Annotated in this window: 27 protein-coding genes; 3 read left to right on the top strand and 24 right to left on the bottom strand. The window is 56.3% G+C overall.

Features of this window, described 5'->3' with window-relative positions:
- Positions 1 to 268 precede the first annotated feature (268 nt).
- From AC0J4F_RS21755 to AC0J4F_RS21645, 23 genes are all read right to left on the bottom strand, one after another.
- Complete coding sequence (locus tag AC0J4F_RS21755) at positions 269 to 1,453, bottom strand: phage head morphogenesis protein (RefSeq protein WP_473024678.1); 1,185 nt, start codon at positions 1,451 to 1,453, stop codon at positions 269 to 271.
- A complete protein-coding gene (locus tag AC0J4F_RS21750) occupies positions 1,453 to 3,093 on the bottom strand; it encodes a DUF935 domain-containing protein (RefSeq protein ID WP_473024677.1) in 1,641 nt (546 codons plus the stop codon). The genes AC0J4F_RS21755 and AC0J4F_RS21750 overlap by 1 nt, the downstream gene beginning before the upstream one ends.
- The gene (locus AC0J4F_RS21745) at positions 3,093 to 4,715 is read right to left on the bottom strand and encodes a terminase large subunit domain-containing protein (RefSeq protein WP_473024676.1); all 1,623 of its coding nucleotides are present in this window, start codon (positions 4,713 to 4,715) and stop codon (positions 3,093 to 3,095) included. Before AC0J4F_RS21745 ends, AC0J4F_RS21750 begins: the two co-directional genes overlap by 1 nt.
- On the bottom strand, positions 4,712 to 5,320 hold the full coding sequence (locus tag AC0J4F_RS21740; protein WP_473024675.1) for a DUF3486 family protein: 609 nt from the start codon (positions 5,318 to 5,320) through the stop codon (positions 4,712 to 4,714). The genes AC0J4F_RS21745 and AC0J4F_RS21740 overlap by 4 nt, the downstream gene beginning before the upstream one ends.
- A gap of 2 nt (positions 5,321 to 5,322) precedes the next feature.
- Positions 5,323 to 5,619, bottom strand: coding sequence for a VpaChn25_0724 family phage protein (locus AC0J4F_RS21735; protein WP_428527131.1), 297 nt, complete (start codon positions 5,617 to 5,619; stop codon positions 5,323 to 5,325).
- A 1-nt stretch (position 5,620) separates the two neighbouring features.
- A complete protein-coding gene (locus tag AC0J4F_RS21730) occupies positions 5,621 to 5,944 on the bottom strand; it encodes a DUF2730 family protein (RefSeq protein WP_428527129.1) in 324 nt (107 codons plus the stop codon).
- Between the two features lie 11 nt (positions 5,945 to 5,955).
- On the bottom strand, positions 5,956 to 6,126 hold the full coding sequence (locus tag AC0J4F_RS21725) for a hypothetical protein (protein ID WP_428527128.1): 171 nt from the start codon (positions 6,124 to 6,126) through the stop codon (positions 5,956 to 5,958).
- Positions 6,127 to 6,135: 9 nt separating this feature from the next.
- Positions 6,136 to 6,531, bottom strand: a complete 396-nt coding sequence (locus AC0J4F_RS21720; RefSeq protein WP_473024674.1) for a hypothetical protein — start codon at positions 6,529 to 6,531, stop codon at positions 6,136 to 6,138.
- On the bottom strand, positions 6,528 to 7,739 hold the full coding sequence (locus AC0J4F_RS21715) for an N-acetylmuramidase domain-containing protein (protein ID WP_473024673.1): 1,212 nt from the start codon (positions 7,737 to 7,739) through the stop codon (positions 6,528 to 6,530). Before AC0J4F_RS21715 ends, AC0J4F_RS21720 begins: the two co-directional genes overlap by 4 nt.
- A gap of 882 nt (positions 7,740 to 8,621) precedes the next feature.
- On the bottom strand, positions 8,622 to 9,047 hold the full coding sequence (locus AC0J4F_RS21710) for a hypothetical protein (RefSeq protein WP_473024672.1): 426 nt from the start codon (positions 9,045 to 9,047) through the stop codon (positions 8,622 to 8,624).
- Positions 9,044 to 9,661, bottom strand: coding sequence for a regulatory protein GemA (locus tag AC0J4F_RS21705; protein WP_473024671.1), 618 nt, complete (start codon positions 9,659 to 9,661; stop codon positions 9,044 to 9,046). Before AC0J4F_RS21705 ends, AC0J4F_RS21710 begins: the two co-directional genes overlap by 4 nt.
- Positions 9,662 to 9,668: 7 nt before the next feature.
- Complete coding sequence (locus AC0J4F_RS21700; RefSeq protein ID WP_473024670.1) at positions 9,669 to 9,914, bottom strand: gas vesicle protein V; 246 nt, start codon at positions 9,912 to 9,914, stop codon at positions 9,669 to 9,671.
- Position 9,915: 1 nt separating this feature from the next.
- Entirely contained in the window at positions 9,916 to 10,575 is a 660-nt protein-coding gene (locus AC0J4F_RS21695; protein WP_473024669.1) for a DUF3164 family protein, read from the bottom strand.
- 2 nt (positions 10,576 to 10,577) lie between these two features.
- Complete coding sequence (locus AC0J4F_RS21690) at positions 10,578 to 11,045, bottom strand: hypothetical protein (RefSeq protein ID WP_473024668.1); 468 nt, start codon at positions 11,043 to 11,045, stop codon at positions 10,578 to 10,580.
- The gene (locus AC0J4F_RS21685; protein ID WP_473024667.1) at positions 11,042 to 11,308 is read right to left on the bottom strand and encodes a hypothetical protein; all 267 of its coding nucleotides are present in this window, start codon (positions 11,306 to 11,308) and stop codon (positions 11,042 to 11,044) included. Before AC0J4F_RS21685 ends, AC0J4F_RS21690 begins: the two co-directional genes overlap by 4 nt.
- Positions 11,301 to 11,684, bottom strand: a complete 384-nt coding sequence (locus AC0J4F_RS21680) for a transcriptional regulator (protein WP_428527108.1) — start codon at positions 11,682 to 11,684, stop codon at positions 11,301 to 11,303. Before AC0J4F_RS21680 ends, AC0J4F_RS21685 begins: the two co-directional genes overlap by 8 nt.
- Entirely contained in the window at positions 11,681 to 12,322 is a 642-nt protein-coding gene (locus AC0J4F_RS21675; RefSeq protein WP_473024666.1) for a hypothetical protein, read from the bottom strand. The genes AC0J4F_RS21680 and AC0J4F_RS21675 overlap by 4 nt, the downstream gene beginning before the upstream one ends.
- Positions 12,322 to 13,077, bottom strand: a complete 756-nt coding sequence (locus tag AC0J4F_RS21670; protein WP_473024665.1) for an AAA family ATPase — start codon at positions 13,075 to 13,077, stop codon at positions 12,322 to 12,324. Before AC0J4F_RS21670 ends, AC0J4F_RS21675 begins: the two co-directional genes overlap by 1 nt.
- Positions 13,078 to 13,145: 68 nt before the next feature.
- Positions 13,146 to 15,305: a DDE-type integrase/transposase/recombinase gene (locus tag AC0J4F_RS21665; protein ID WP_473024664.1), complete on the bottom strand. Its 2,160-nt coding sequence runs from the start codon at positions 15,303 to 15,305 to the stop codon at positions 13,146 to 13,148.
- A complete protein-coding gene (locus AC0J4F_RS21660; RefSeq protein WP_473024663.1) occupies positions 15,302 to 15,769 on the bottom strand; it encodes a hypothetical protein in 468 nt (155 codons plus the stop codon). The genes AC0J4F_RS21665 and AC0J4F_RS21660 overlap by 4 nt, the downstream gene beginning before the upstream one ends.
- Positions 15,762 to 16,598, bottom strand: coding sequence for a ParB N-terminal domain-containing protein (locus AC0J4F_RS21655; protein ID WP_473024662.1), 837 nt, complete (start codon positions 16,596 to 16,598; stop codon positions 15,762 to 15,764). Before AC0J4F_RS21655 ends, AC0J4F_RS21660 begins: the two co-directional genes overlap by 8 nt.
- A 132-nt stretch (positions 16,599 to 16,730) precedes the next feature.
- On the bottom strand, positions 16,731 to 17,081 hold the full coding sequence (locus AC0J4F_RS21650) for a hypothetical protein (RefSeq protein ID WP_473024661.1): 351 nt from the start codon (positions 17,079 to 17,081) through the stop codon (positions 16,731 to 16,733).
- Entirely contained in the window at positions 17,082 to 17,393 is a 312-nt protein-coding gene (locus AC0J4F_RS21645; protein WP_473024660.1) for a helix-turn-helix domain-containing protein, read from the bottom strand.
- 194 nt (positions 17,394 to 17,587) lie between these two features.
- Between AC0J4F_RS21645 and AC0J4F_RS21640 the strand changes: the two genes are divergently transcribed.
- The 3 genes from AC0J4F_RS21640 (at position 17,588) to AC0J4F_RS21630 (ending at position 20,283) form a co-directional block, all read left to right on the top strand.
- Positions 17,588 to 18,070: a helix-turn-helix domain-containing protein gene (locus tag AC0J4F_RS21640; RefSeq protein WP_473024659.1), complete on the top strand. Its 483-nt coding sequence runs from the start codon at positions 17,588 to 17,590 to the stop codon at positions 18,068 to 18,070.
- A 171-nt stretch (positions 18,071 to 18,241) separates the two neighbouring features.
- Positions 18,242 to 19,312, top strand: a complete 1,071-nt coding sequence (locus AC0J4F_RS21635; protein WP_473024658.1) for an FRG domain-containing protein — start codon at positions 18,242 to 18,244, stop codon at positions 19,310 to 19,312.
- Between the two features lie 80 nt (positions 19,313 to 19,392).
- Positions 19,393 to 20,283, top strand: coding sequence for a hypothetical protein (locus tag AC0J4F_RS21630; RefSeq protein ID WP_473024657.1), 891 nt, complete (start codon positions 19,393 to 19,395; stop codon positions 20,281 to 20,283).
- Positions 20,284 to 20,784: 501 nt separating this feature from the next.
- Here the strand turns inward: AC0J4F_RS21630 and AC0J4F_RS21625 are convergent.
- A complete protein-coding gene (locus AC0J4F_RS21625) occupies positions 20,785 to 23,031 on the bottom strand; it encodes an EAL domain-containing protein (protein WP_473024656.1) in 2,247 nt (748 codons plus the stop codon).
- Positions 23,032 to 23,121: the final 90 nt, after the last annotated feature.

Raw genomic sequence — 23,121 nt, 5'->3', positions numbered from 1 at the left:
GAGCTGATGTGCTGATTCAATCGATGGATGAAGTAACTACGACATATTCCTCCTCCAAATCAATAAGTGGATCAATGGCATCAGAGCCGTAGGGTACTTCCTATCAAGGCCAGGCTGCGTTTTTGAGAACGTAGTTGCAACCTGGTATTGAACAGACCTCAAAAGCTGTTTATCCTCGCTGAGCGCCTTAGCAATCCGGACGCCACGCCTTTTTGCGTTGAAGGGATCCACCAATCTCTTGGGATGTTTTCCGTATCCCAGGCGCTTTTCAAAGCTCTTCAGATTTCTTGAGATATTTTTGAACCTGTTTCTGGTTCGTGCGCCTGAATGATTTTAAAAACATCTCATCGCGTAAGCTTGTGACGTGAAACACCGCCCGCCACCAGGTGCCGCCCACGTCCCCCATGATTGCGAAATCGGACGGTCCTTCCCGCCGGGAGGCGCCGTTGTTCAGGAGCTGCTGGACTAAAAGGTAATCTCGCGGGCTCAGTTCGCCGCGCTTACGTAACTGCTTGGCCGCGTCCGCCGTGGACAGAAACGCAATCCGGGTGGAGCTGCCCATGGCGGCGGCTATGCCTTGCGGCACCACGGCGGCCGGGGCAAAAACCGTGTGGCCGGAAAGCTCGCCGTTTGCCACCCGCCGGAAGGCCTGAGAGCCGACCAGGTCCGTCATCGCCGCCCGGCGGATATGATCTGGGGCCGCGTCCAAGTGCCCGGCCAAATGTTTGGCCAGTGTCCGGTGGCGTTCCTTTCCCGGATTGGTGTCCCAGCCCGGATCTATGCCAACCGGGATTTCGCGGGTTTCACCCGTGCGCTTGTTGGTCCAAGGCGTGGTTGCAACCTCGGGCCGTTCTGTCACCCCGCCAAGGCTGTCCGCTTCGGCCTTGGTGATCTGGCGCACCCAACACACACAGCCCCAGCCGTTGGGCGGATACCAGGTCGACCAGAACGGATCGTCCACGGGCAGGATGATGTTTTCCTTGTACGCATGGTGCGGGCGGTGTTCGCGCGCCGAGCCGAGCCGGTAGATCAGATACGGCAGCGCGGCTTTGGTGCGCTGGATCCTTGTCCATTTGCCCGCGCCATAGGCGGTGCGGGTGTTGGCCCAATAGATGGTCTTTAACCGCCGATTGGATCCGAGCTGGCTGATCACGGTTTCGCCGGTCTTGGGATCAACCATTGGCCTTTTGCCCCACCATCCCAGCTTTTTCAGCTTCGGGGCCAGGGTTTTCTTGAATGCGTCGAACGGCAGGCCCTCCCGGATCGCCTGTTGAACCTCCTGGTGGATTGCGGACAAGACTTCGACCTGGGTGGCCTTGGCCACCGTAAAGGCGTGGGCGTGATCCGCACCGTAATTGTCGCGCCAATCGAAACTCTGGCTTAGACCCCGCCCATCCAGATAGGCCAAGACCTCGGGCGCAGGCCCCGCCCCAAATCGGAAACCGTCCGCCATCAGTCTTGTTCCGTTTCGCCAACCGCACGGGCCAGAAGATTGGCGCCCGCCAACGCATCGGTGAGCGGCCCCATGTCTTGGGTTTCCATCAAGCTGGTGAGGCCGTCACTGAACTCTTCAAGCGTGTTTGATGCGGCGAGCAGGTCTTCTATGGGCTGAAGCATCGGGTCGCCCTGGTTTTGCCATTCGGCCATGCCGAGTGCGATGATCTCCTGTAACCGGCGCTCGGCCCCATGATCGTGTCTGGGATCTTGTCCGGGATCGTGTCCCTGATGATGTCGATAATCGCCGTGCCCTGTGTTGAGGGCGAGCTGCCTGTTTTCGGCAGTGTTTGTGTCAGGGTCGGCTTGTGCCGGCTTATCGTTTTTCTCCGGCGCGGTGGTGCCGTGTTCGTCCTCTTCCGTCGTGCCGCCACCCAGAATTTCTTCTCCGTCTTCCGGTGCCCGGTAGCCGAATTTCTCCCGGACTTCCTCGGCCGCTATCTTGAGCCCGATCCTGTGGAGCCGCTCCAGCACCTGGCTTTCAAGGTCGAGATCCTTCGGCTCGTCAATCTGCAAGGTCAATTTTGGATAGTTCTCAAGGGACCCGAAATTGAGCTTGCAATAGGGAACGATTAGCCCGGTGTTGAGCGTGTGCTGCAAGGCCGCGGTGTCGGCCTGGGCAATGTCCATGCGCACATCGTTGTGGACTTCGGCTTGAGACCGCGAAGAGCCGTCGTCGGTGGTCATGGTCTGACCGAGCACCGCCTTGGACACCTGACCGTCCAGAAACTCGGCGAAACCTTCAAACACGGCGCCGCCGTTCGCCTTGGATTGGATCAACTCCATGTCCATGGATTGCGGAATGATCGCCGCCGCGTCTCGGGCAATGGAGCGCACTGCACGCAACAGGGCGCGCTTGTCGCGGTCGCTGGCGCCCGGTCCATATTTGCCAAGGCGAAGCGGCTGGCCAAAGATCTCGCAGAAGGCGGCCCAATCCTTGACGGTGTAACTCTTCAAGAGCCAAGACCAAACCGCAAGACGGGCAAGACCGCCCCGGATGGGCAGGCCGGATTTGATGCGCGGAAAATGCGCAACGTATTTGAAATCCGGCAACGGCAGACCGTCTTCGTGATCTTTGTCCTTGAGCCGGATTTCCCGCCGCGTCTTTTTGTCGAACGTGATCCAGCGCGGGTCGGTCCACTCATAGCTCGCGGGTTTCCAGCGGGCGCCGGACGTGCCCCAAAAGACCTGCACCAGCGAGACGCCCTTGCCCAAAGCGTCCAGCAGATCGTGCCGCATGAAGCCGAATTCCGGATTGGCAAGGATGTCTTCGCGGACCAATTCGGCGATCTCTTCGTCGCGGGCGTCTTCGGACGCGGCCTCAATCTCCGGCCGGACGCCCAACACCGTCAGCTTGCGCGTGGACAGGACAGCGCCGTAATGGCCGTCGCGTTCTTCCATCTCCTGGGCAAGCTCGAAGAACTCGGCCGGGTCGCCCTCGACGGCTTCTTTCAAGATCCGGGCAAGCTTGTCCGGCCGCAAGTTGTTAGCGACCGGATCTGCGACAACCGTGCGCGGCCCGCTTTCCTCCGCCTCGGCAAAAGGCTTGGCCAGGCGCCTGCCGCTGATAGCGGTTTTAAGGGTCTTTAAGAGGTCCATTAGAACAGCCCTTCGCGTCTGGAATTGTAGAGGGTGGCGCCGCCGATATCGTCGTCGTCATCATCAAAGCCATCATCGTCCGGATCCGGGTCGTTGATGGACGTGTAGGCGTATTCGGCTGGGTCGGCCTCGGAAGCGGCATTGGCAAGGACCGCAGCGATGGCCGTATCGCCATGGCGCTGGCCGCCATCGGTTCCTTTGGTCACCGCATCGTCGGGCACTTTTGGAATGCCCCGGATCAATTTGATCTGGCGCATGTCAGAGGTCACATCCGCATCGGCAGGCAGGAGAAAGGTGCGCTCTTCAATCCGGGTTTTGAGGCGCGGTGTGTTTTCCAGATACCAGCCCTGGCTGAGCATCACGGCTTCGATCCGTTCGCCATAGCGCTGGCAAGCGACCTCGGCCAAGTATTGGCCGTTGCCGCGCGCGTCGTGTTTGCCCGCGTGGAAGTTCGGCAAGCGGTCAACGATGTAGAAAAGGATCTGTTCCTGCTGTCTGAATGGCACGTTGCGTATTTCCAGCGAGAACGGCACCCGGCGGACCAGGTCATACCATTCTGTCACTGGCAAGAGCACGGAAAGGTCGCCCGAACGGGCAAAGTCAAAGCCGTAGGAATGGCGCAAATTGTGCGGCAGGGTTTCGAGGACCGGATCCGCATGCTCGGCCAGCCAATCTTCGACATAAGCCTCCCGGATTGCATCGGGCTGAAGTTCAAACCCGGCCGGACAGGTGAACCGCAGCACCGGCGCCGCGTGGGTGGAAGCTTCAATCTGGGCGGTTGTCAGATAAACGCCGGAGCCCATGGACGGAATGCAGTCCAGCTCTTCATCGGCGGCCGTGCCATAGGCTTTTCGGATACCGTCGCGCCACTCCGCCTCGCCTTCGGGTGACCACGCCTTGCCGTTGACCAAACAGATGCGTTGGTAGAGCCCTTGCTCAAGGGCGTCGTCAAAGGTGACGCGGACCACCTTGCCCGGCTTCTTGCCGGACCGGATTTCGTTGAGGAGTTCGTTGAACGGATTGTCGACCCCGTTGTGGGTGGAAATCACCAACACCTTGCCGCCCCACATCAACAGCGCCATGGCGGCTTTGAGAAGCTCGCGGGCGTCATCGTGAAAGGCGAACTCGTCCAAGATCACAAAGCCCTGACGGCCGCGCAAAGAACGCGGCTTGGAAGAGAGCGCAACGATTTCGAAGCCGCTGGCAAAGGAAATCCGGAAGGCCTGAATGCTCCGGTCTTCGCCCTTTTCGCCTTGTTCCTTGAACAAGAACTCGCCGACCTCGGTGCAGGCCTGGTTGAACGCCCGCGCCCACATGGCGCACGTGTCGATGAACTCGCGGGCCATGTCGAGGTTATACCCGAGATAGAGCGTGTCCATGCCGCCCGCCGGTTTCTCCGCCCCGCTGATCAAGACGGCTGAGGCCCCAATGCCCCAGGTGGCACCTACGCGGCGGCTTTTGTCAGTGGCGGTAACGTTGTGGGTTGTCACCGCCTCGAACAGCTCGCGCTGATAGGACAGCAAAATGCCGTCTTGCGGGAGCTTGTCGAGATTGTCCGGCAGGGCTTGGCGGGAGGCCCGGCGGATCTTCTCCCATTCCTCGCGGGACAGAGGCGCGCTCATGATTTCACCCCGAGGATCTTGGCCTTGATCTCATCCACGGTTTCAGATGTGAGGCCTTTGACCGAGGCGACCGATTTGAGAGCCGCGTCAGTCTTCTTGGCAAAGTCCGCCTCGACCTGGGCGCGGCGCTTGGTGGAAATGTTTTGCGCGGTCGAAGCCGACCGCAAGGCGTTGGCGAGATCCATGGCCGATTTTGGATCCAGCCCGCTTTCCCCGGCATCGGTCAGCAACTCAAAGATCAGGGTCTTGATCGCCTCAGCCGCGATCAACGTCAGATCGTCCGAGGCCTCCGCGTCAAAGCTTTCGGAAATGCTGGCCGCAATCGCGCGGGTGTCCTCCAGGCGCCGGGTGAGGTGCGCTTGTTTCAAGGCGTAGCGGTTGAACGATGACGGCGAGGGGATCGTAAACTCCAGCTCGCCATGTGCGGCCTTCTGGATCTCCTCCAGTTTGAGATAGAACTCCTCATAGATTTCGACCTGTGTCCTGTCGCGGCTGCGCAGTTCGTTGGCCGCCCAGGCGATGACCTGGTCGCACTCCGGCGGCAACTGCTCAATGGATGACAGGCGTCCGCGCCCTTTTTTGGAACCGGTCTTGCGGCGGCCCATGATCAGCCCTCCAATGAAGGACGGCCAACGCCCTCGATAAAGGCCCTGCGCTGGACGTGGTCGAGGCCCGCCTGAAGCAATTGGGGCACAAGAACAGACCCGGCCACGGCGACCTTGACCGCGCCAAGCTCCTCCAGTTTCCGGATTTGTGTCCGGACATACTCGCGGCTTTTCAAATGGCCGAACTGTTCCAGGACCCGCGTCAAAACGGTTTCGTTAAGCCGGTGATCCGGCTCTTTGGCGAGGGCCTTCAAGATCACCAGTCGGCAATCTTCGGCAACGATGTCTTGGTAGCTCATGTCAGTGGCCCCCGTTTGTTAGGTGTTCCTCAACGCGCCGCACCGTGCGCGATACGCCGGACAGGCTTTCATCCAACCGGCCGACCGTTCCGCGCAGCTCCGCCAACGCCAGCTTGAGGTCGTGGACATCGTCCTTGTCCGGCATGTGCTTGAGTTCGCTCTCGACCGATTGAATGCGCCGGTCATGCTCAATGAGCTTGTTGTCGACCTTTTGCAGGTGCTCCGAATTGCCCTTGGCGCGGGCGGTTAGCCACCCGTAGACCCCCAGGACAATCAGGCCCGCAGTGTTGAAGACGGCCAGCCAGTTCTTGATGTCTTCGATCATTCCGGGGGCTCCTAGCTCAGCCATGCAACAAGGAAGGCCATCAAGGCGGTGAGCCCCCCGGTTTTCACGACCCAAAGGCCGCGTCCGGTTTCTGCCACCAGAACAGCTCCGAACGCGGCCGTTGAAAGGCCGCCAACCGTTGCCGTGACCAGGAGTGAAAAAATGAGATCAGTGCTTGTCACTGGCCACTCCTATCTCAGAGCCTTCAGGGCCATTGCCGCCCCGCCGGTGTAGAACAGCCAACGGATCATCTCGCCGCCCCAGTCTTCTAGGATTGGCACTGTGTCTACGCCCCAGCCCAACAGGAAAATGCTGTCCAAGATGACGGCGGTCCACCACAACCCCAGGGGCACAACAAACAACCCTGCGAAGATCCAAAAGGGGGCGTGGGCGAACTTGGCCTTGTTCAGGTCGGCCATGATTTGGGTCTGCGCCACGCCCGCCTGGATCTGGGCAATCGTGATTTCTGACTTGATCTTCGCCTCACCGGTTTGCCGGGCGGCGTCGGCCTTGAGATAGGCCAAGACCTTGTCAATGGACTTGGCGCTCAAAACCTTCAGGACCCACCCGAAAATCAAACCGGTCATCCGACGTGCCTCCACTCTTTAGCATCCGCCAAGCGGCGGAGTTTGATCTTGCGGGCAAGGAGGAAGACGGCGGCGCCAATGGCCGCCAATGCGAGCCACTTGTTGTCACCGATGAGGATTAGAACCGGTTTGATCAGCCCCGAGACCTCTTGGATAAGACCGGAGAAGTTACGGAGTGTTTCGATGCCAGCCATGGAGCCGACACCGCCCACGGCCTCGGCAATGGTACCGGTCACCACGGCGCCGACGCCAAGACCGGTCAGGCGGTCTGCCTGCTTGATCGTCTGGGATCCGCCTTGGCGCAGGTCTTTGACGGTCAAGCTGTCCCGGCTTCCGCCGGGCTGGCTGTTGATTGGAACGGCGGCCTCCAGGGCAGAGTTGGTTTTGTCACCAACAATGCCATCCGGCTTGAGACCGTGATCGACCTGAAACGCGACGACCTGGCGGCGGGTTGCGGGGCCAAAGTCGCCATCGGTCTTAAGGTGATAGCCGAGACGGACCAGCTGTTCCTGCAGGAAACGGACGCGGTCCCCTTCAGACCCGAGGCGAAGGATCTTGGCGTCCTCGGGTTTGAGAGCTGCGCTGCCGTTATTGGCCGCAAGCCGGTCATAGGCCGCCCGCATTAACCCGGAATAGCGGGTGACCTGGCCGGATCCGTTGTAGCGGCGGGCGATCTGGCGGAAGTCCTTGTCCCGCAGAGCCTGGGCGAGGCCAACGCCTTCCAGATACTTGATGAAGGCCTCTTGTTGCGCGGCCTCGGACCGGGCAAAGGCAAGCACAAAATCGCGGACATTGTCGTAGCCGCAGATCCCGTGATTGAACCCCATGATTTGTTTGGAGCCGTAGGAGGCGGAGCGTAGCCCTGCGATCTCGTGCAGATCGACCATCTTCTCCAGCCGGGTCCAACGGGCATCGGACCCGGTTCCGCCAAGGCCCTTGTAGTTGCCCCGGCTCCACTTAGGAACGGCAAGCCCTAGACGTTTGGCGCGGGCGCGCAGGGCCTTCGGGAGTTCCCGCCAGAACACGTGCTTTTCGGGCAAAATGATGAGCCGGCCCTTTTTGTCATAGGCCGAGCCGTTGCTTTCCACCTCGTCAATCGCTTTGAGGACGAGGACGTCGCACCCGATGCGGCGGGCGGCAAGTTCCAGGGCTTCATCGTTGGCCGATTGGCCGCCGCCCTCGCGTAGTTTGGCAATGATGTCGGACATGTTCCGCGCCTCTCAAGAGGAAATTCGGCAGATTGCCGATGACGCGGAAAAGGTACGGGAAGGGCGGGGCCGCTAGAGCGGTGACAGGTGCCGGGGTGGGTGGTGTAGGCTGAAGTTAAAAGGAAGTTCAATTGTACATTGAAAAATACTGAGTTTATTCCACATTAGTAGGGCTCGTGATCGCCAGGAGAGCAGAGGAATTCGTTTCCCCGCAACATTACTGGCGGGAGAAAGCGAGCAGAGATGGATGCCATAAGCTGTATCGGGTTGGCCGCTGATGTGGCGACCATAATCGGTCTGATTGTAGCGATCATCACCATCCGTTTGCACAAGCAAAATTGATGGTAGAGGGGCCCATTTGGGCCCTTCTTCGTGAGGGCAGAACGGCATGATATTGAAAGACGAATTTTCAAACCTGATTATACGTCTGCGGCTAGCCCCCGACGTTGCAGCTCATATCAGGTGGATGTGCGAAGAGTTCGGCGTTGGACAGACAGCCACCTATTTCTTTTTAGACAAACGGACCGTCCGAATTATAAAAACCGGTGTAGACAGGGGCCTCTACGATTTTGGATACTTTTGCGAGGGATACAAGATCCGGCTCCACGATTATGAGCGATGGACAGCCAGGTTGCGACGAACATATCCTGACTTTCCATTAGTCAGAACAATGACGCACACGCGCCGAAATTCAGAAAATAAAAAAAGAATTCACACTAGAAGGGTTAGGACAACCGACACCTTCCGCAATAGTTACAAGACATTCTCAGAAACGGGCCTACTGGTCGAGGACGACAGTGTGGTTGAGTTTCGAAATCGCATGCAGGCCGCCGCTGGTATCTGAAGGATACTGGTTCACGGCCTCAAGCGCATGGCTGCAAACTACGTTCTTCGCGGCCTCGGGTGGTGATCTAAAAACATGTCCGCCTGGTCGGCGTTTTTAGGCCGGTTTGAAGTGCCTTTAACGTGGCGGATAACCGTGCGCCGGTCGACGCCAACGCGGAGCGCGATTTGCCCGTAGGAAAGGCCTTCGCGGTCCAAGCGGCGCATTTGTTCCCGGCGCTGGATCGCGGTTGCGTTTGGGCCAAGGGGCACCTCGATTTCCTCGCGGCCGTAGTACGCGCAGAGCTTGTCCGCGTTGTCCCGGCCGATCAGATGAACCAGCCAGTGCCCATCCGGTGCCTTTGCCGGAACGTTGAGTTTTGTGCCGCCGCGTTCGCGGGTGAGCACCAAGACTGCGTCCGGTGTCAGCCCCGCGATCTCGACCATCTCGTTCATCTTGACGGTAAAAGCAGCGCGATCAGTCATGGCGTTGGCTTTCGGTAGAAGCGGCCCAGATGGTTCATTGCCTTGATCCAGTCACCATCGCTCAGCAGATCGGCGCTCTCCTTGCCGCTGACACAACGCAGCAGCTGCTCCAACGAACCGGAGGGGTGCCGGTTCTGTTTGAAAAGCTCGGTCCAGATATGAAGGCAGACTTGAAACCGTGGATTATTCAGAAGGCGGGCGCGCGTCTTGTCGTGGGTGAACAGATCCGGGTTGCCGGTATCGCGCCGGATCCAGATTTTAAGGGCATCAATCGCTCGTGCTGCGTCGTCTGCATGGGACAAGAACCTGTGATGATCCAAACCGGTTTGGCGCTTAAGCCAAGCCATCATGGCTTGGTCTGATTTGTTCTCGACAACACCAAGGTTATAACCGGCGATCCATAGCGCCTGGAGTTTCTTTGCAAACCGGCCGGTGGCCCTTTTTCCGTCCTGCGGCGCCAGTTTTTTAAGCTCGGAAATCACTATCTTGTGCTGGTTGCTGGTCATGTCCTTTGAGGACCGGGACCCTGTGTGCCTTTCCAGAAAAGACCGGTAGGTGTCATCGTCAAACCCGATCCGGTTTTTGAGGGTATGAATTGTGCGAATGGCGGTCATTTTTGCCTCAGTCTTTGTAAGGGAGCCTGCCTTGCGCTTGCCCGCCCACGGCCCCGGCGTCACCGAGCGGTGTGGGCTTTGGCGGCGTTGATAGTTCCCGCCTCAAAAGTTCGTTTGTAACGGCCTTCAACTCGGCTTGTTCGGCCTGCAGTCCGGGCCGCCAACGGACCCTGCGCGACAGTTTGGTCCGCCGGTCGCGCAGGGTTTGCGTCTCACTCAACTCGTACTGCGACGGTTTCGTGAGGCGGGGCATGTCATGCGGCCTTGGCGAGGTCGATTGTGATTGGGACCCACGCAGCCTCTGTGCTTTTGCGCTCGTAGAAGCGGACGTAGGCCTTCGATCCTGTCACCCTCATTGCGTCGCGTAGGGCATCCATGGCCCGCTTCCAGCGCTCGTCCTGAATTTCCAATCGCAACAGCATGAAGATTTCGGACTTGTTGATCTGGCCCTCTTTGTCGGTGTTGAAGGCACGGGTCACGATTGACTGGATCTCCGGGCGGCTGTTGGCTGCCCATTCAATCAGGCACTCGTCAATCAGCGATTTGGCGATATGAAGCTCCGGCCCGAAGTCGATGAAATCGGCCATGTGGACCTGCACCTTTTTCAGGCCGTCAAAGGTCTGGTAGGTCCGGTTGCCTTTTCGGCCACCTTTGGTGACGCCGTATTGCTGCTCCAATAGTGCGTCCAGCTCGCCCAGGTCCGTGAAAGTGTGGCCCCGGAAACGCTTGACCTGATCGGAGAGCGGTTGCGCAAATCCGATAATCTTGCGCACCATTTCGTCTTCAAGCTGGTGTTGCGGTTTGATGTTGTCGACCGCCACCAGGTCACCCTTGCCGTTGCGCATGTAGGGTTTCCCGGCAACCAACTCGATACCGTTTTCGGGCGTCTCAATTTGTGTGGTGCATTCTTCCATTGTCAGCTCCATTTCGCGGGGTGCCTGGCGGCTCTCTTGGTTGCCGGTCTGGCAAGCGATCTTTCGTAAGCGGCGGCGGATGGATCGCCCATCAGTGCGGCGGTCACGTCGCGGGGGCCGCGTTCGGCTTGCCTGACCGCGCTTGGGATTGTTCGAAACCGGCGCAGTTGCCATTTTGCCGGGTGGCTCGTTGTTGCCCCGGCAGACCGCTTGTTAGCGACCCGTGTTTCGGATGAAGCGGCGGCGACCGGCGGCGTTGTTTTTGGCCCATGGTCGTCAGAAACGGGTTTCGCTGGCGGGACAAGATCAACGCCCTGGATGGCCGAAAGGATGTCCTTGTAGGCAAGTTCAGTAGCCAGAGGTGACTGGCCAAGCTCGGCGGCAATGAAGTCCATGCCTTCACCGAGAAATATGTAGCCAACCAACAGGGCCTGGTCCCGGTAGGTGAGGGGGGCTGGGATCTTGGTCATGCCGCGCCCCCATCATTTGTCGGAACGGCCCGAAGCTTTGCTTTTGGAAACAGGATGATTTTGTCATCGCACAAATCAATGACCACGTGGTCCGATGGAGCCGGGATGATTGCGGGTAGGCTTTCCATGCCCTGCGCCCGTTCCGCACCTTCCAGCAGTCTGTTGCCAATGCGTCGGGTAAACTCTTGAAGCTGGCCTAAATCGCCTTTCTGGGCGGCGACCATGCACATGTTCCCCCAGAGCTGAAGATCATTGCTAAGCATCCTTGCCTCCTTTCAGGCGGGAGTGCGGGCACCCACCCCTGCAAGCGTTGTAAAGCCGGGTGCGGACGGAGTTGGTGAAAGCGCGGTCAGCGGCTTGGTGTTTCAGACACTGGTCGCGGCCGATCTCGCCGACGATTGGGCAGTCAACGGTTTCGTGCATGAGCGCACCGCGAACAGTTGCCTCGATCTTCTCCAAATCTCCGGGGTACTTGTTGCTGATCGTCTGGCTTAAGACGGCGGTCGAATAGCTCAGGCGTTTTGCACAGGCAGATAGGCTGGTGCTGTCGGCGATGAGCGCCAGCTCCTTGACCCAATCCGGTGGGGCGCCGTTCCAGGCCTGGTCGGTCTTTTCAGCAAAAGAAACGTGCTGGTTCATGCCGCGCACTCCTCAGCCAGTGGTGCGCCCATGACGCAACCTTTGTTGACGTCATAAACCAACTTGGTTTTGAGGATCTTTGGCGCTTCCGGGCCGGTGTTCATGGAGGGCTTAAGGCGCCAGACCGCAGGGACACGCGATTTGTTGGGGCGCATGACCAGAAGGTACCCGGCCTTGAACAGATGTTGGATGTACGTGGCCGCTGAATTGACGCTGACCGGCAGCTCATCGGTCGCCGCCGAGACAGCGAGGTCATGTTTGGTGAATTGGCTTAAGCAGCGCATCGCCGTCCACATATTGGCGTTCTTCTCGCCCTGCTGTCCGACAGATCCATCCCGGTTGACGACCGGCGTTTTCGTTGGACGCGACATCAGGCGATAGACGTTATGTTTGACGGACCCGCCGCGCGCCGTCGGCTCGTTATATGATCGGCTCACCGCCACGATTTCCGCTTTGATCAACCGTTGCAGGAAATCGCCAATTGACTTGTCCCTTGGATCATTCGAGCGGCTGGCGATCTCGGCAAGGGTGAACTCAGCGCCGTTTTTGCCGAGATCCCGCATCACGCTCCAGTAGTGGTCATGGCCGCGATAAACGGGGACGCCGGGTGTGACCCGCAGTTCCAATTGAATAGACATCAAGCGGCCCTCCGAACCCGGTGGCGCCGGGCTTGACCGGTCGCAAAGAAGCCCTCGTCAAAGTGTGCCGCTGTCAGGATTTTTTCACCGGTGTTCTGAGCGTGGGCCAAGATCTGGTTGAAGTTCACCACCAGGAGGCGGGCCTTGCCTTTCGCCCGGTCCAGCGTGAGATCAATGAGGTCATCGGAAAGCTCCAGACCAGGGCAATAGAGGTCGGCGAGCTTGCGGGCGTCATCATGATCGCACGTTTCGGCCTGTACCCAGCTCAAGACCCGGTTATGGAAACGTTCGACCTTCTCCAGCTTCTCCGGCAGCAGCTCTTCGCCTATCATCATGATGGGCACTTGGCTGTGTTCGTAGATTTCCCGGACCAGCTCCAGCATGCCCTTGTCGGCGAGCTTGTCCGCCTCATCGATAAAAAGCGGCCTGTGGGGGTCGTCGGCGAGGATGGCTATCGCTTCCTCGGTGAGGTCGGCAATCGTGCGCTGGCGGGGTTCTATCCCGGCTTCCCGCAAAAGCATCTGCAGGAATTTTTTCTTCGTCCAGCTATCCCCGATCTCTAACCGTAGCGCCCGCGTCTTGTTCTGCGCATAGATGGAGGCCTGGGTTTTTCCAAGACCGGAATGGCCATGAAAAACACCGATGCCGGGGAGCCCGAGGGGGCGGTGAATGAGGGTGTTTGCTAGGGTCAGAAACCTTGCGACGTTTCTGAGGCTTGCTAACCCGCCATTGACACTGTGGCTTGTATTGGTCATCTTTGTTTCCGTTAGTTCGACTAATTTCAGCCTCGGAAGTTGCAGCTTCCGGGGTTGTTTTTTGCCCATTAAGACGCGGGCGGTACTTGCTCCGAACGATCAAAATCCTCGTAGATCATGTTGAATGCCCGGTACTCAGGACCGGCTTGATAACCGGTGAGCCAAAGCGCATCGGCGTCCGCCAGATACTCGCCATTGGCTATTCTTTTCTCCAACCGTTTGGCCCGTTTGAACCGGTCCTCTGGCGTATGGTTGGAATTCAACGGTTGAACTTTCTGCGTGGCTGAGGGCGCTGCGCTCATCTCATCCATGATCTTTTGTTCAGCGTCTGACAGCGGCCTTGGAGCCCGCTTTGCGGCCACGGCTGCCGCAGCCTCGATTTGGCGGGTCTCGTGCTTTTCGGTGGGCTTCGGAAAACTCAGAACATGCGCATTGGTTTGGTGAGCCGACCGCTGCGCGTCTGCGATGGTGCGGGGCTTAATCCGCCGCTTTTCACGGCGGATATCTGCCAAGCGTTCTTCTTCAATTGCCTTCTGTTTGGCGCGGATTTTTTGAATGGTTTCCGCCGGGTCCATACCAGCGAGATCCGGGTTCACCGCTTCACCGAGATAGGTTTCCCCATCGGGGTCAAATAGCCAAAGGCGGCCCAGGTCGTCCGGGTCATGCCGTGCGAGGATTTCAGCACCCGGCAAAACGTCCCCGGTGTAGAAATATTCTCCGTCGACGCGGATGCCCTGTTTTGTCACCTTGCGGAGGCCGTCTTGCCCAGCGATTGGTGCAAGTAGAACGTTAAGCGCCGATTGATCCCGGATGGCTCGAACGTTGCCGGTGTACGCCCGCGCTACATCGAACGGTGTTTTGCGCTTCAGGCCTTCGTGCGGTGTGTGGGCGTAGCGATCTTCCGCCCATTGGTCCGCCTGCTTCTGGAACTCCAAAGCCGACAATTCGACATTGAAAAGCTTGGCGTCATCAGTTCCCAGACGCGTCGAGAACGCTTTGCGGGCTTCGATGACTTTACGGTCTGCAACCGAGTGCCCAATGAAGCCTGGTTGCACGGCCGCGAAGTCGCGTTGGAAGGTCCCGATCACGCGTTCAACGGTGCCCTTTTGCTCGGGGCTATAGGGAGTGGAAAGCTCGTGTTCGATCCCGAGCGCGCCAAGCAGCCGAACAATGGACTTGGCTGTGAAATCCGAGCCGTTATCGCTTTTGATCGTTTCGGGAACACCCCAGGCAAGGATGCATTTGCGGATCAGAAGGCCGACAGCGTCAGCGCGCGGCGTTTTTGTCACTAGAATGATGACCCGCCGGGAATAAAGATCGATGGCCGCGTAAATGTTCATGCGCCCGTCAAGCGTCATGACATCGGATGGGGAGGCGTCGATTTCCCATTTCTGATTGAGCCGGTCCATCCGGTTTGCGCCGGATGCCACAAACCGGACCTTGGACTTGTAGGCGTCAGGATCGGTGATTTTGAGAAGGACGTTCTTCTCCGTTTCTAGCCAGTTTTTAAGGGCGTTTTGAAACGTCCTTAAAGGCGGCATAGAGACCCGCTTTTGGCCGGATTTTCCGGTGACCAATACGGTTTCACCGAACTCTGCGACCGCCGCCTCCCGGATGTGCTTGGCGCTGAGGAACTGATTGGAGGCATAAGCGGCAAGGCAATAGGCGCGCACACGGCCATCCTCCGCACGGTCAAGGACACCGCTGCCTTTTCTGGCATTCGCGGGGTCATGGGCCAGCCGGTTGATGTTCGTAAGTGCCCCATCTCGCCAGCGCCTCATTGTTCGCGGCGAAACCTTTTTCACGTGGTCCAGGACCCACTCTGGCAGTGGTACCTTGTTATCCTCGAACAGCTCGCAAAAAAGGTGATCAGAACCCGTCGCGCCAAGCCCGCTTGTCTTCCGAAACCGGTCTGCAACTTTAAGAACGATCAGGCGGGCATCACGGGTGCTGAGTTCGCGCCGGTTCAACTCGTTGGTGGTCTCGGTGAGGTAATCCTCGCGTTCTACACGGATAAACGTTCCCGCATACTCGAGCCGTTGCGCAAGCGGTAAGAGGTCGATGTGATACTCAAGCCCGCCGCCGCCCTCGCGGCCTTGGCGTTTGCGGGCAAGGCCGCTGGCGGCCCACGCTTCGCGGTCGGCGGCCTTTTGAATGCCGCGTTTGGACGCCGGAAACCCGTCAAGCTTGAGGTCGGCGATCTCCTGCGCTGTCAGCCAGAGTTTCATCGGGACCCCCACGCTTTTGCCTGGAGGGTTCTCTTGAAATTGGAGACCTGTTTTTCGTGATCTTCGATCAGGGCGAGGGTAATGACATTTTCGTATTTCGCGGGAACGACCTTCAGATCGAAGTCATCGGCAAGAAAGCCCAGCAGCTCGGTCTTACCGGTCGCGCTTATGAGCGCAATGAACCGCTCCACTGTGATGTTGTTGTCGAGCTTGGCTTCGCTGGCATAGGCGTCCAGCGTTGCGACGGTGACCTTGTGACCCAGGCGATCGGTCATTGCGGCCGCGATCTCCTCCCGGCTTTTGTCACACTCCTTGAGGGCCTTCGAAACGGCGCGGCTGATCCGGGAGGCGAGCCGGGTGCCCGGGATGGCGTTCGGCTCAAACCCGACGGCTACCTTCGGCGGTGTCCAATCGAGGAACATGTCCGGGGTAAGGGTGTCTTTTGGGGGGCGGCCTCTACGCATCGAGCCAGCCCTCTTTTTTCACAAGAGTGATGATGTCTTTCTTGTGATTGCGGAAGACGGCGAACCGCGCGGCGCGGGGCAGGCTTGGCAGAATGTCACCCACCCGCTTGAGCAGTTTTTCGGTGTCTTTCTCCGGCGGTCTTCCCGACAAAAGCAGTTTTGCGTCGGCAATCGAGCCAGCCTTTGGAAGTTCACCCAGAACAAGGTCCAGGACCTTCGCTTGCGCGTCGTGGTCCAGTTCAGCCAGCGCTTTGAGGTCGGACTGTTTGTCTGCGAAGGCGGTTCCTTTCAACCGTTCGCGGGTGGCGGACGACAGACCCTTGTAGATCTGTACAGCGAGGGCAATTGAGCGCCATGAAAGGCCGGTGCTGTCTTCGGCATTCTGGCAAAATGCAAAAATTGCAACTTGCCTCTTTTCACCGCCCGTATGCTGATTTCCGCGCTTGCCGCCATGCTTTGTCTGCGGGTGCAGCGCCTCATAAATGCGTTTCAATTCAAAAAGAGCTTCACAGCGCTCCAGGGCGTTGAAATCCTTGCGGCCAAGGTTTTCCAGGATCTCATGCAACCGCAGCTCTTCTGCGGGCTGGTCGGTCGTTGGGGTAAGAACCCGGCAGGCGATCTCTTTACGCTTCAAAAGCTTGAACGCTTCGAGGCGGTGTTCACCAGCGACCAGCCGGAAGCGCTCCCCTTCAGAAACAACGTCGATTGGGGTTTTGTGCCCTGCCTCTCGGATCATGTCGGCGAGCGTTGCAGCCCAATCCGGATCCACCGGGCGCAGCCGGGTCTCTGGAACATCGATAAGTGAGATTTTGATTGTTGTGTCGGCCATCGAACATACCCCTTGAAAGCCGTTCAAAAAGACCGGGCGGCAGGAGCGACCTGGTGGTCCGCCCGGTAAGTTGGGGAGGAACGCAGCATCTTGGTCAGAGGCCACGCAAAGCGGCAGCGCCGCATCCCACCACTAAGCCGCAGGTGGCGCGGTTCCCCCGGCGCCCGGATGTGCGGTGGGCGCAAAGGGAATTTCAAAGGGCGTGGAAGCTGGAACAGCATGCCAGCGGGAGCCGATGCCAGCGCGATTGAGCTGGTTGGCGATCCGCTGCGCGGTCCGTCGGCTTTCATAGAGAAAGGCATCACCTGGAAAGAGGCCGGTTTCCCCAACGAGGAGATCCCCGGTCTCGGCGTTAACGGTCGTGAATACGCCTGTGAAAAAATAGAAGATGCCAGATTTGGCAGTCTTGGCGAGAATGTAGCCAGACGCCGTTGTTTGGGCTGCTGTCTGGGCTGGCGGGCTTGGATGACAGGAAATGGCCATTTATGCCGCCTCCCTATCCACGGACGCTGGCCGTTTTGGCCTAGCGGCATAAGTCGCATATTTGCTATCAAGGATTCGGGCGGTCGTCTTTGGATAGCGGCCTGGAAACAGTTTTTCTTTGGGGGTTTCGAGAAAGTCCGCAATGGCTTCCTCGGCCCATGCGAGTGGACGTTTCCAGACGTGGGACATGGACTTGGGATCCTTGCCGTTCGCCTCAGCGAGCTTGGCCATTGTCATGTGCTGGCGATGCAGCTCGGCTTTGATGGAAAACGGATCCCAGCCACCTTTGGGAACCTGTTTAGGCTTGGCCATAGCGGGTGCCTTTCGTGAAAACGGTTTGTTGCAGCAAGCCGTTTTCTTTGGATTTTGTGTGTAACCAGTCGGGCCGATCAGTCGGGCCGATGAAAGAGGGATAAGCTACATTTGTTATTTTGTAAATACCAAAAGTAGCTATTTTAGATTTGGCGAGACCTGAAAAAGAGTCAAAGACCGAGCTGGGTACGCGTATGCGCCAAGTCCGGCACCATTTCGGGGACCAGGACCGCGAGATGTTTGGTAAGTCTTTGGGTGTCAGCCGCGCTTCGTTGGCGTACTACGAAAGAGGTGAACGCACCCCGGATGCAAACGTGCTCAGCAGATATCGAACTGATCTTGGTGTCAGCCTAGAGTGGCTTTTAACCGGGGCCGGGGAAATGTTCGCAGATCCCTCTGTTGTTCCGTCAGGACCGAGTTTTCATACGATTAAGCCAGACGTGTTCCGCGAGGTCGGACGCTTGGTCACCAAACTGCATAAAGCTGAAGGCATAACACTGCCGCCAGATGCACTCTTTGACGAGCAATCCAGTGCTTACAATGCTCTGATTGAGAGGGCTGAGGATCCTGCCGACGCCAACGAACTCACGAGTCTTTTGCCGTGGCTTGCATCCCGCATCAAACGAAACCTGTTACAAGCCAAAGCAGAACCTGGCGCTGGGAAACGCGAGGCTTGATTTTAATGCAATTATCGATTGTGCCATATGAGCATTCGCGTAAGTCAGGCGCAATCTAAGATATTGTCATCGGAAGTTTAAATTCTAGATTGCTAAAATATTTAAAATGTGGGGTTGGAAATGTATGGGCAGTGGATTGGGAATTTCGAAGGAACAAACAGTGGAAACATAATGATAAACTTGGATGATCGAGGTAATTTTTTCGATGGAGTTGCCTACATAAATGAGGATCATCCGAATCCTATTTCATATTATACTTTAATTCGAACTCCGGACTCGGCTGATGTGCAGGAGCTTGATCTAACTCTGCATGTAATTGATCGAGCAAATTTGAATATAATTTCGAGAGGAGAGCTTTCGCGCCGTGGTTTTGAAGTTCAAATTCCCGAGAGGATTACAGTAAAATTATCACTGAAGAAAAAAATCCTCAAACTTGATTGGACAACGTCGATTGGAACAAACGGGACCGGCGTTTTGCCTAGATCTAAGTCCGATACTAAATCTGCAATAAAGCCAGTACGGGGAATAAACTCTTGGGAGAAGTTCAAAGCCTTTGCAACAAGTTTGGAGCCCCGCGCCTCGGTTTTTCGAGGTCAATCAAAACCGTTTCGTCTTAGAACGTCGTTTCATAGAACTGCCAGGAAAAACCTCTCGCGTTTCAGCAATGAAGACATACCAAGGCTTCACCAATTATTTTCTGCCCGAACAAAGCATTTTTTTGATTTAAAAGACCCACTCCAAAACGGCGCTTTTTGGAATCTCATACAGCATCATGGTTATCCTACTCCTTTGTTGGACTGGACCCATTCGCCTTTTGTGGCGGCATATTTCGCGTTTTCAAATGCAAAGTTCTCTGATGACAAAGGCAAAGCAGAAAAGGTGCGAATTTATATGTTTAATCATCGCCAGTGGTTGGATGATTTTCCTCAAATGGGCCGCGTAGACACTCCGTTTCCTCACTTCTCAATGCTAGATACAATACCGATTGACAATGAGCGGTCACTTCCGCAGCAGGCACTGTCCACCATTACCAATATCGATGACATAGAGGGCTATATTCTAGATTGCGAAAAGTCCAGGCAGGCTCAATATCTTCAGGCGTTTGATCTACCCTGCCGAGAAAAAGACAGTGTTTTAAGAGAGTTGCGACTGATGGGTATTACTGCGGGTTCTCTTTTCCCAGGATATGACGGTATTTGTGCGGATATGCGCAGACAGCTCTTCGATGAATCCCGGAGATAATTTTGACGAGTAAATCCTTAGTCTATGACTAAACAATATCCTGAAGTTAATTACATAAGATTGGGGCATGGAAGTATTTTATGAAAGCCACCTATGAACTCACTGATCCAGCTTCCGAAATTGCAGCGCTTTTTGAAGAGTTTTCCTCTATTCAACCCGGCCAAGTTGATGACACAACACAAAGCGTCTTGAGCTCGTATTTTGACTGCGATCCATCGACATCCGATTGGTACGAGTTGATTGGCACCATAGCCTCGCGCATACGTTCTCTGCGTGAGTTTATCGCCAATGTTGAAGACCGATTTGTAAGAGACAAGATGAGAAGTCAAACATTGAAGTCTCTAGATCACATGACACAATTTGTTAGCCCTAACCACATGATGAACAAATGGAGAGTCACGAAGGCAAACCTTTTTAGTGACGAACATATCGCTAAACTTGAAAGTTTCGCTCCAACTGCCGAAAAGTACAAACCGTTGCGGAAGCTGAGCGAAGAAGAGCGTCAAGCAATCTTGGATAAACTAGATGCTATTTTGCTCATGGTTGATGACGATCATGAACAATTTAGTGACATTCCTGAATGGGCCATAGCGCCAATAGTTGATGGAATAAAAAATTTACGTCGGGTCATAGGCTACCTAAGGTTTTTTGGACATCAAGCCGCGGTCGACGCTGTTCTAAATCTATCAATCAAAGTTGACAGCATAGCCGCTTCCGATCTTCCCAAAGAGCAAAAGAAAGATCTGTACAGCTTAATTCAAAAAACTATGCATGTAATGTTTTTCGTGGGCGAAGTATTACTGCTTCCGGCGAACGCCTACCAAGGATATCATGTTTATAAAGAGGTTGCATTGCAGCACTTGGTCGATCAAAAGGAAGAAAAATTAGCTCTAGTTGACAGCAACGCAGATCAAAAACTACTTCCCCCGCCAGATGACGAAGTTGCGTCAGATCAAGCTTTGGAGGAGTAGCCAATTCGATTATTGCAGCCCTTGGAATGCATGGATCTCGAAGGCCAAAGTTCTGCGGTTCAGGTCACACTTTTCGCATATTGTGTGTTGTGGAATGTTTCGTTCGATGAGTTCCCACCTCCGCTTGTGAGTGTGGGGGCTCCAACAGAAAAACTGGCAGAAATCCGCGAAAACCGCCGTGGTGCGAACTCTCGTAAGAGATGGCGAGCTGGTTCCCATCTTGAATTTGCGCGGTCGCTGTTTTCATTAGGAAATTTCTAATGGCACAAACTGCGCAACAATCCTTCCTGTGATTTTGTGCCAAATGAAGTTGCGCGGCGGCGCGCAGAAAATGCCAGCGTAATCGGCAGAATTCCGCCAAATACCGCTCAATCCCACTTAATCCCGGTTAAAGCCTAAGTGCCAAGTGTTGTTGCGCGTTACAGCAGTAACTCGGCTTGGCATTCTCATGCGAGAAATGGATGTGCCGTGACGTCTAGCCTTGCCCGTATTCCAGCTCGCTTATGCCACCGATTGTGTGCGGCGGGCGGGTGCCTTGGCCTTCTTCATTTCGTCCAAAGCGGCGGTCAACGGCGCATGCAGCTGGGCGTTTTCGATGTAAAAGGTCACAAAGTCTTCCGCTGCTAAGGGGCGGCTGAACAGATAACCTTGGAAGCTGGTGCAACCAGATTGCGAGAACCAGGCCTTTTCCTCCCCTGTTTCAATGCCTTCAACGACGGTCGCAAAGCCCAAAGACGCGCTGAGGTCAAAAATTGACTTCAAAATGTGCCCATTGATCTCGCCATGGCATGACCGGGTCAAAGACCGGTCGATTTTCACCGTATCTATCGGAAAAGCCTGCATGTACCTGAGAGAGGTGTGTCCCATTCCGAAATCGTCGAGTGCAAACCGGACACCAACAGCCCTGAGGTTTTCGATCGCCTCAAAGACTTTGTCATCCGGCAACAGGACCGTGCTCTCGGTAATCTCGAGTTCGACGGTTGAAGGGTCTAGTGCATACCGCGCGAGTGTCTGTTTCACCACATCTGCAAAATCGTGCTGAAGAATCTGGGACGGCGTTACATTGACAGACATCTTGAAGTCGGCCGCCACAAAACCGGTCCATTCGGCCCGGGTGCGGCACGCCAGATCGAGTATGTGCTCGCCAAGCTGCGGCATGATCTCCATATCTTCCGCCAGCTGGATAATCACCGGTGGAGCGATGTAGCCGTATATCGGATGTTTCCAGCGCAGCAGAGCTTCAACACCGCACACGCTGCCATCGCAGGCGTTGATCTGTGGCTGATACTCCAGGTGAAGACCCTGCCTTTTATCCAGAACGGCTTCCAAATCAATGGCAAGGGCGCGGGCCACCCGGCCGACAACACCGTTCCGTTGCAACAACTTTGTTGGAGTGCTTGGCGTTTCTGTTCCGGTTGAAAACCGCAGCAGGTCAGTTAAAGACTCTCGTATTGTCAGCGTGCTGACGGTGTCGGTCAGGCGGACAAACGGGGCGTAGATGAGGACCGACAGCACGAGGCAGACGGCTTGAACTCCGGCCCCGGAGAAAGAGCCTGTGACAGCATATGCGTTGAGTATCGGCGGCGTCGTCCAGGCGACGCCGTAGCTCGTGAAGGGCATCCACTCAAGGAGCATCGCACCATAAAGAACGCCGGTGTTTACAAGTGGTGCCAGCAGAAAGGGCAGCGCGTACAACGGATTGAGGACGATCGGGATGCCGTAAATTATCGGTTCGTTCACGTTGAACAATGCCGGTATCAACGCCAGCAGGGCGAAGCGCTTCACCACGGTCAACTTGCTGAAAACCAGCATGGCGATGATCATGCCAAGCGTTGCGCCGGAGCCTCCGACGTGCACAAGGTCGAACACCTGAGATGTGATGATGTTTGTAGGCGGCAAGCCCGCGGCGACATGTGCGATATTTTCGTCGGCCGCGGGGATTAGCTGCAAATCCGAAACACCATTGAGCATGTTCCGGCCGTGGACGCCGAACAGCCAGAGCACCTGTGACAACAGAACATATTTCAGGCCGCCCCAAAGCGAATTGTCGATGTTCCCGACCATGCCGTTCAGTTGTGCCTGAAGCTCGGCGGTCACATGCTCAGACCCGATAGTAAGCAGAGCGCCTTTCAGGCCCGCGAACACAATCAGCGTTGTAAGCGCGGCGGGCAGGACGCCATAGATATCGCCAAGCATTGCCTCATTGCTGAGCGCGCGGGTCTGGAAACGGAAGAGGTTCTTTCGGCACAGGAAGAGAAACAGGCCGGTGCTTGCAACAGCAACGAACAGGGCCGTGGGCAATCCCTGGCTTATGGAGAGAGAGGCCAGGAGTTGAGAGCTGTCTGCCTGTGCGATCAAGATGAAAAAGCTGGTGAGTGCAACCAGAATTGTGAGAAGCGGGTGCGCAACAGGGCGGCGCTTCTGGCTGTTCACGCTGTTTGTGTAAATGTAGGCGTAGCTCACGATCACGATGAGTGACGCGATGCCGAAAGTCGCGTTAATCACCGCATCCAGTACAACCTCTACATCTTGTCCGAAATGAAAATTGTGACCGGTGCCTGTTTGAACAAAAGGCGGGTATTTTATCAAAAGGGCGAAGGCGCCGAGCAATATAGCGGGCAAGGTAATGCAAAGGCTGCGTTGCAATGCAGAGAATGCAGAATTGTTTGAGAGTTTCTTGCTGAATAAAAGAGGTGCTGCGCAGAGCCTATTCAACACATCCGGTGTGTCGCTGGCATATTTCCCCATAGCTTCCCTCGATGAATGTGCCCCTCTACTGCAAGAAATGACAGAAGTTTATTAAATTAGACTTATTAATTCTGATGTGATTTTTGATTG

Source organism: Roseibium sp. R5 (assembly GCF_055755305.1).
The sequence above is the reverse complement of the archived record's forward strand: the minus strand, read 5'-3'. Positions and strand labels throughout refer to the sequence as shown.

Bases quoted from the DNA above. Each gene is read 5' to 3' on its own strand.
- AC0J4F_RS21730 (WP_428527129.1), bottom strand. From the start codon at position 5,944: ATGATCGAAGACATCAAGAACTGGCTGGCCGTCTTCAACACTGCGGGC.
- AC0J4F_RS21655 (WP_473024662.1), bottom strand. From the start codon at position 16,598: ATGGCCGACACAACAATCAAAATCTCACTTATCGATGTTCCAGAGACC.
- AC0J4F_RS21635 (WP_473024658.1), top strand. From the start codon at position 18,242: ATGATAAACTTGGATGATCGAGGTAATTTTTTCGATGGAGTTGCCTAC.
- AC0J4F_RS21710 (WP_473024672.1), bottom strand. From the start codon at position 9,047: ATGACTGATCGCGCTGCTTTTACCGTCAAGATGAACGAGATGGTCGAG.
- AC0J4F_RS21755 (WP_473024678.1), bottom strand. From the start codon at position 1,453: ATGGCGGACGGTTTCCGATTTGGGGCGGGGCCTGCGCCCGAGGTCTTG.
- AC0J4F_RS21695 (WP_473024669.1), bottom strand. From the start codon at position 10,575: ATGGAAGAATGCACCACACAAATTGAGACGCCCGAAAACGGTATCGAG.
- AC0J4F_RS21650 (WP_473024661.1), bottom strand. From the start codon at position 17,081: ATGGCCATTTCCTGTCATCCAAGCCCGCCAGCCCAGACAGCAGCCCAA.
- AC0J4F_RS21640 (WP_473024659.1), top strand. From the start codon at position 17,588: ATGCGCCAAGTCCGGCACCATTTCGGGGACCAGGACCGCGAGATGTTT.
- AC0J4F_RS21700 (WP_473024670.1), bottom strand. From the start codon at position 9,914: ATGCCCCGCCTCACGAAACCGTCGCAGTACGAGTTGAGTGAGACGCAA.
- AC0J4F_RS21690 (WP_473024668.1), bottom strand. From the start codon at position 11,045: ATGACCAAGATCCCAGCCCCCCTCACCTACCGGGACCAGGCCCTGTTG.
- AC0J4F_RS21735 (WP_428527131.1), bottom strand. From the start codon at position 5,619: ATGAGCTACCAAGACATCGTTGCCGAAGATTGCCGACTGGTGATCTTG.
- AC0J4F_RS21715 (WP_473024673.1), bottom strand. From the start codon at position 7,739: ATGTCCGACATCATTGCCAAACTACGCGAGGGCGGCGGCCAATCGGCC.
- AC0J4F_RS21660 (WP_473024663.1), bottom strand. From the start codon at position 15,769: ATGCGTAGAGGCCGCCCCCCAAAAGACACCCTTACCCCGGACATGTTC.
- AC0J4F_RS21645 (WP_473024660.1), bottom strand. From the start codon at position 17,393: ATGGCCAAGCCTAAACAGGTTCCCAAAGGTGGCTGGGATCCGTTTTCC.
- AC0J4F_RS21670 (WP_473024665.1), bottom strand. From the start codon at position 13,077: ATGACCAATACAAGCCACAGTGTCAATGGCGGGTTAGCAAGCCTCAGA.
- AC0J4F_RS21665 (WP_473024664.1), bottom strand. From the start codon at position 15,305: ATGAAACTCTGGCTGACAGCGCAGGAGATCGCCGACCTCAAGCTTGAC.
- AC0J4F_RS21625 (WP_473024656.1), bottom strand. From the start codon at position 23,031: ATGGGGAAATATGCCAGCGACACACCGGATGTGTTGAATAGGCTCTGC.
- AC0J4F_RS21745 (WP_473024676.1), bottom strand. From the start codon at position 4,715: ATGAGCGCGCCTCTGTCCCGCGAGGAATGGGAGAAGATCCGCCGGGCC.
- AC0J4F_RS21675 (WP_473024666.1), bottom strand. From the start codon at position 12,322: ATGTCTATTCAATTGGAACTGCGGGTCACACCCGGCGTCCCCGTTTAT.
- AC0J4F_RS21720 (WP_473024674.1), bottom strand. From the start codon at position 6,531: ATGACCGGTTTGATTTTCGGGTGGGTCCTGAAGGTTTTGAGCGCCAAG.
- AC0J4F_RS21680 (WP_428527108.1), bottom strand. From the start codon at position 11,684: ATGAACCAGCACGTTTCTTTTGCTGAAAAGACCGACCAGGCCTGGAAC.
- AC0J4F_RS21740 (WP_473024675.1), bottom strand. From the start codon at position 5,320: ATGGGCCGCCGCAAGACCGGTTCCAAAAAAGGGCGCGGACGCCTGTCA.
- AC0J4F_RS21705 (WP_473024671.1), bottom strand. From the start codon at position 9,661: ATGACCGCCATTCGCACAATTCATACCCTCAAAAACCGGATCGGGTTT.
- AC0J4F_RS21750 (WP_473024677.1), bottom strand. From the start codon at position 3,093: ATGGACCTCTTAAAGACCCTTAAAACCGCTATCAGCGGCAGGCGCCTG.
- AC0J4F_RS21630 (WP_473024657.1), top strand. From the start codon at position 19,393: ATGAAAGCCACCTATGAACTCACTGATCCAGCTTCCGAAATTGCAGCG.
- AC0J4F_RS21685 (WP_473024667.1), bottom strand. From the start codon at position 11,308: ATGCTTAGCAATGATCTTCAGCTCTGGGGGAACATGTGCATGGTCGCC.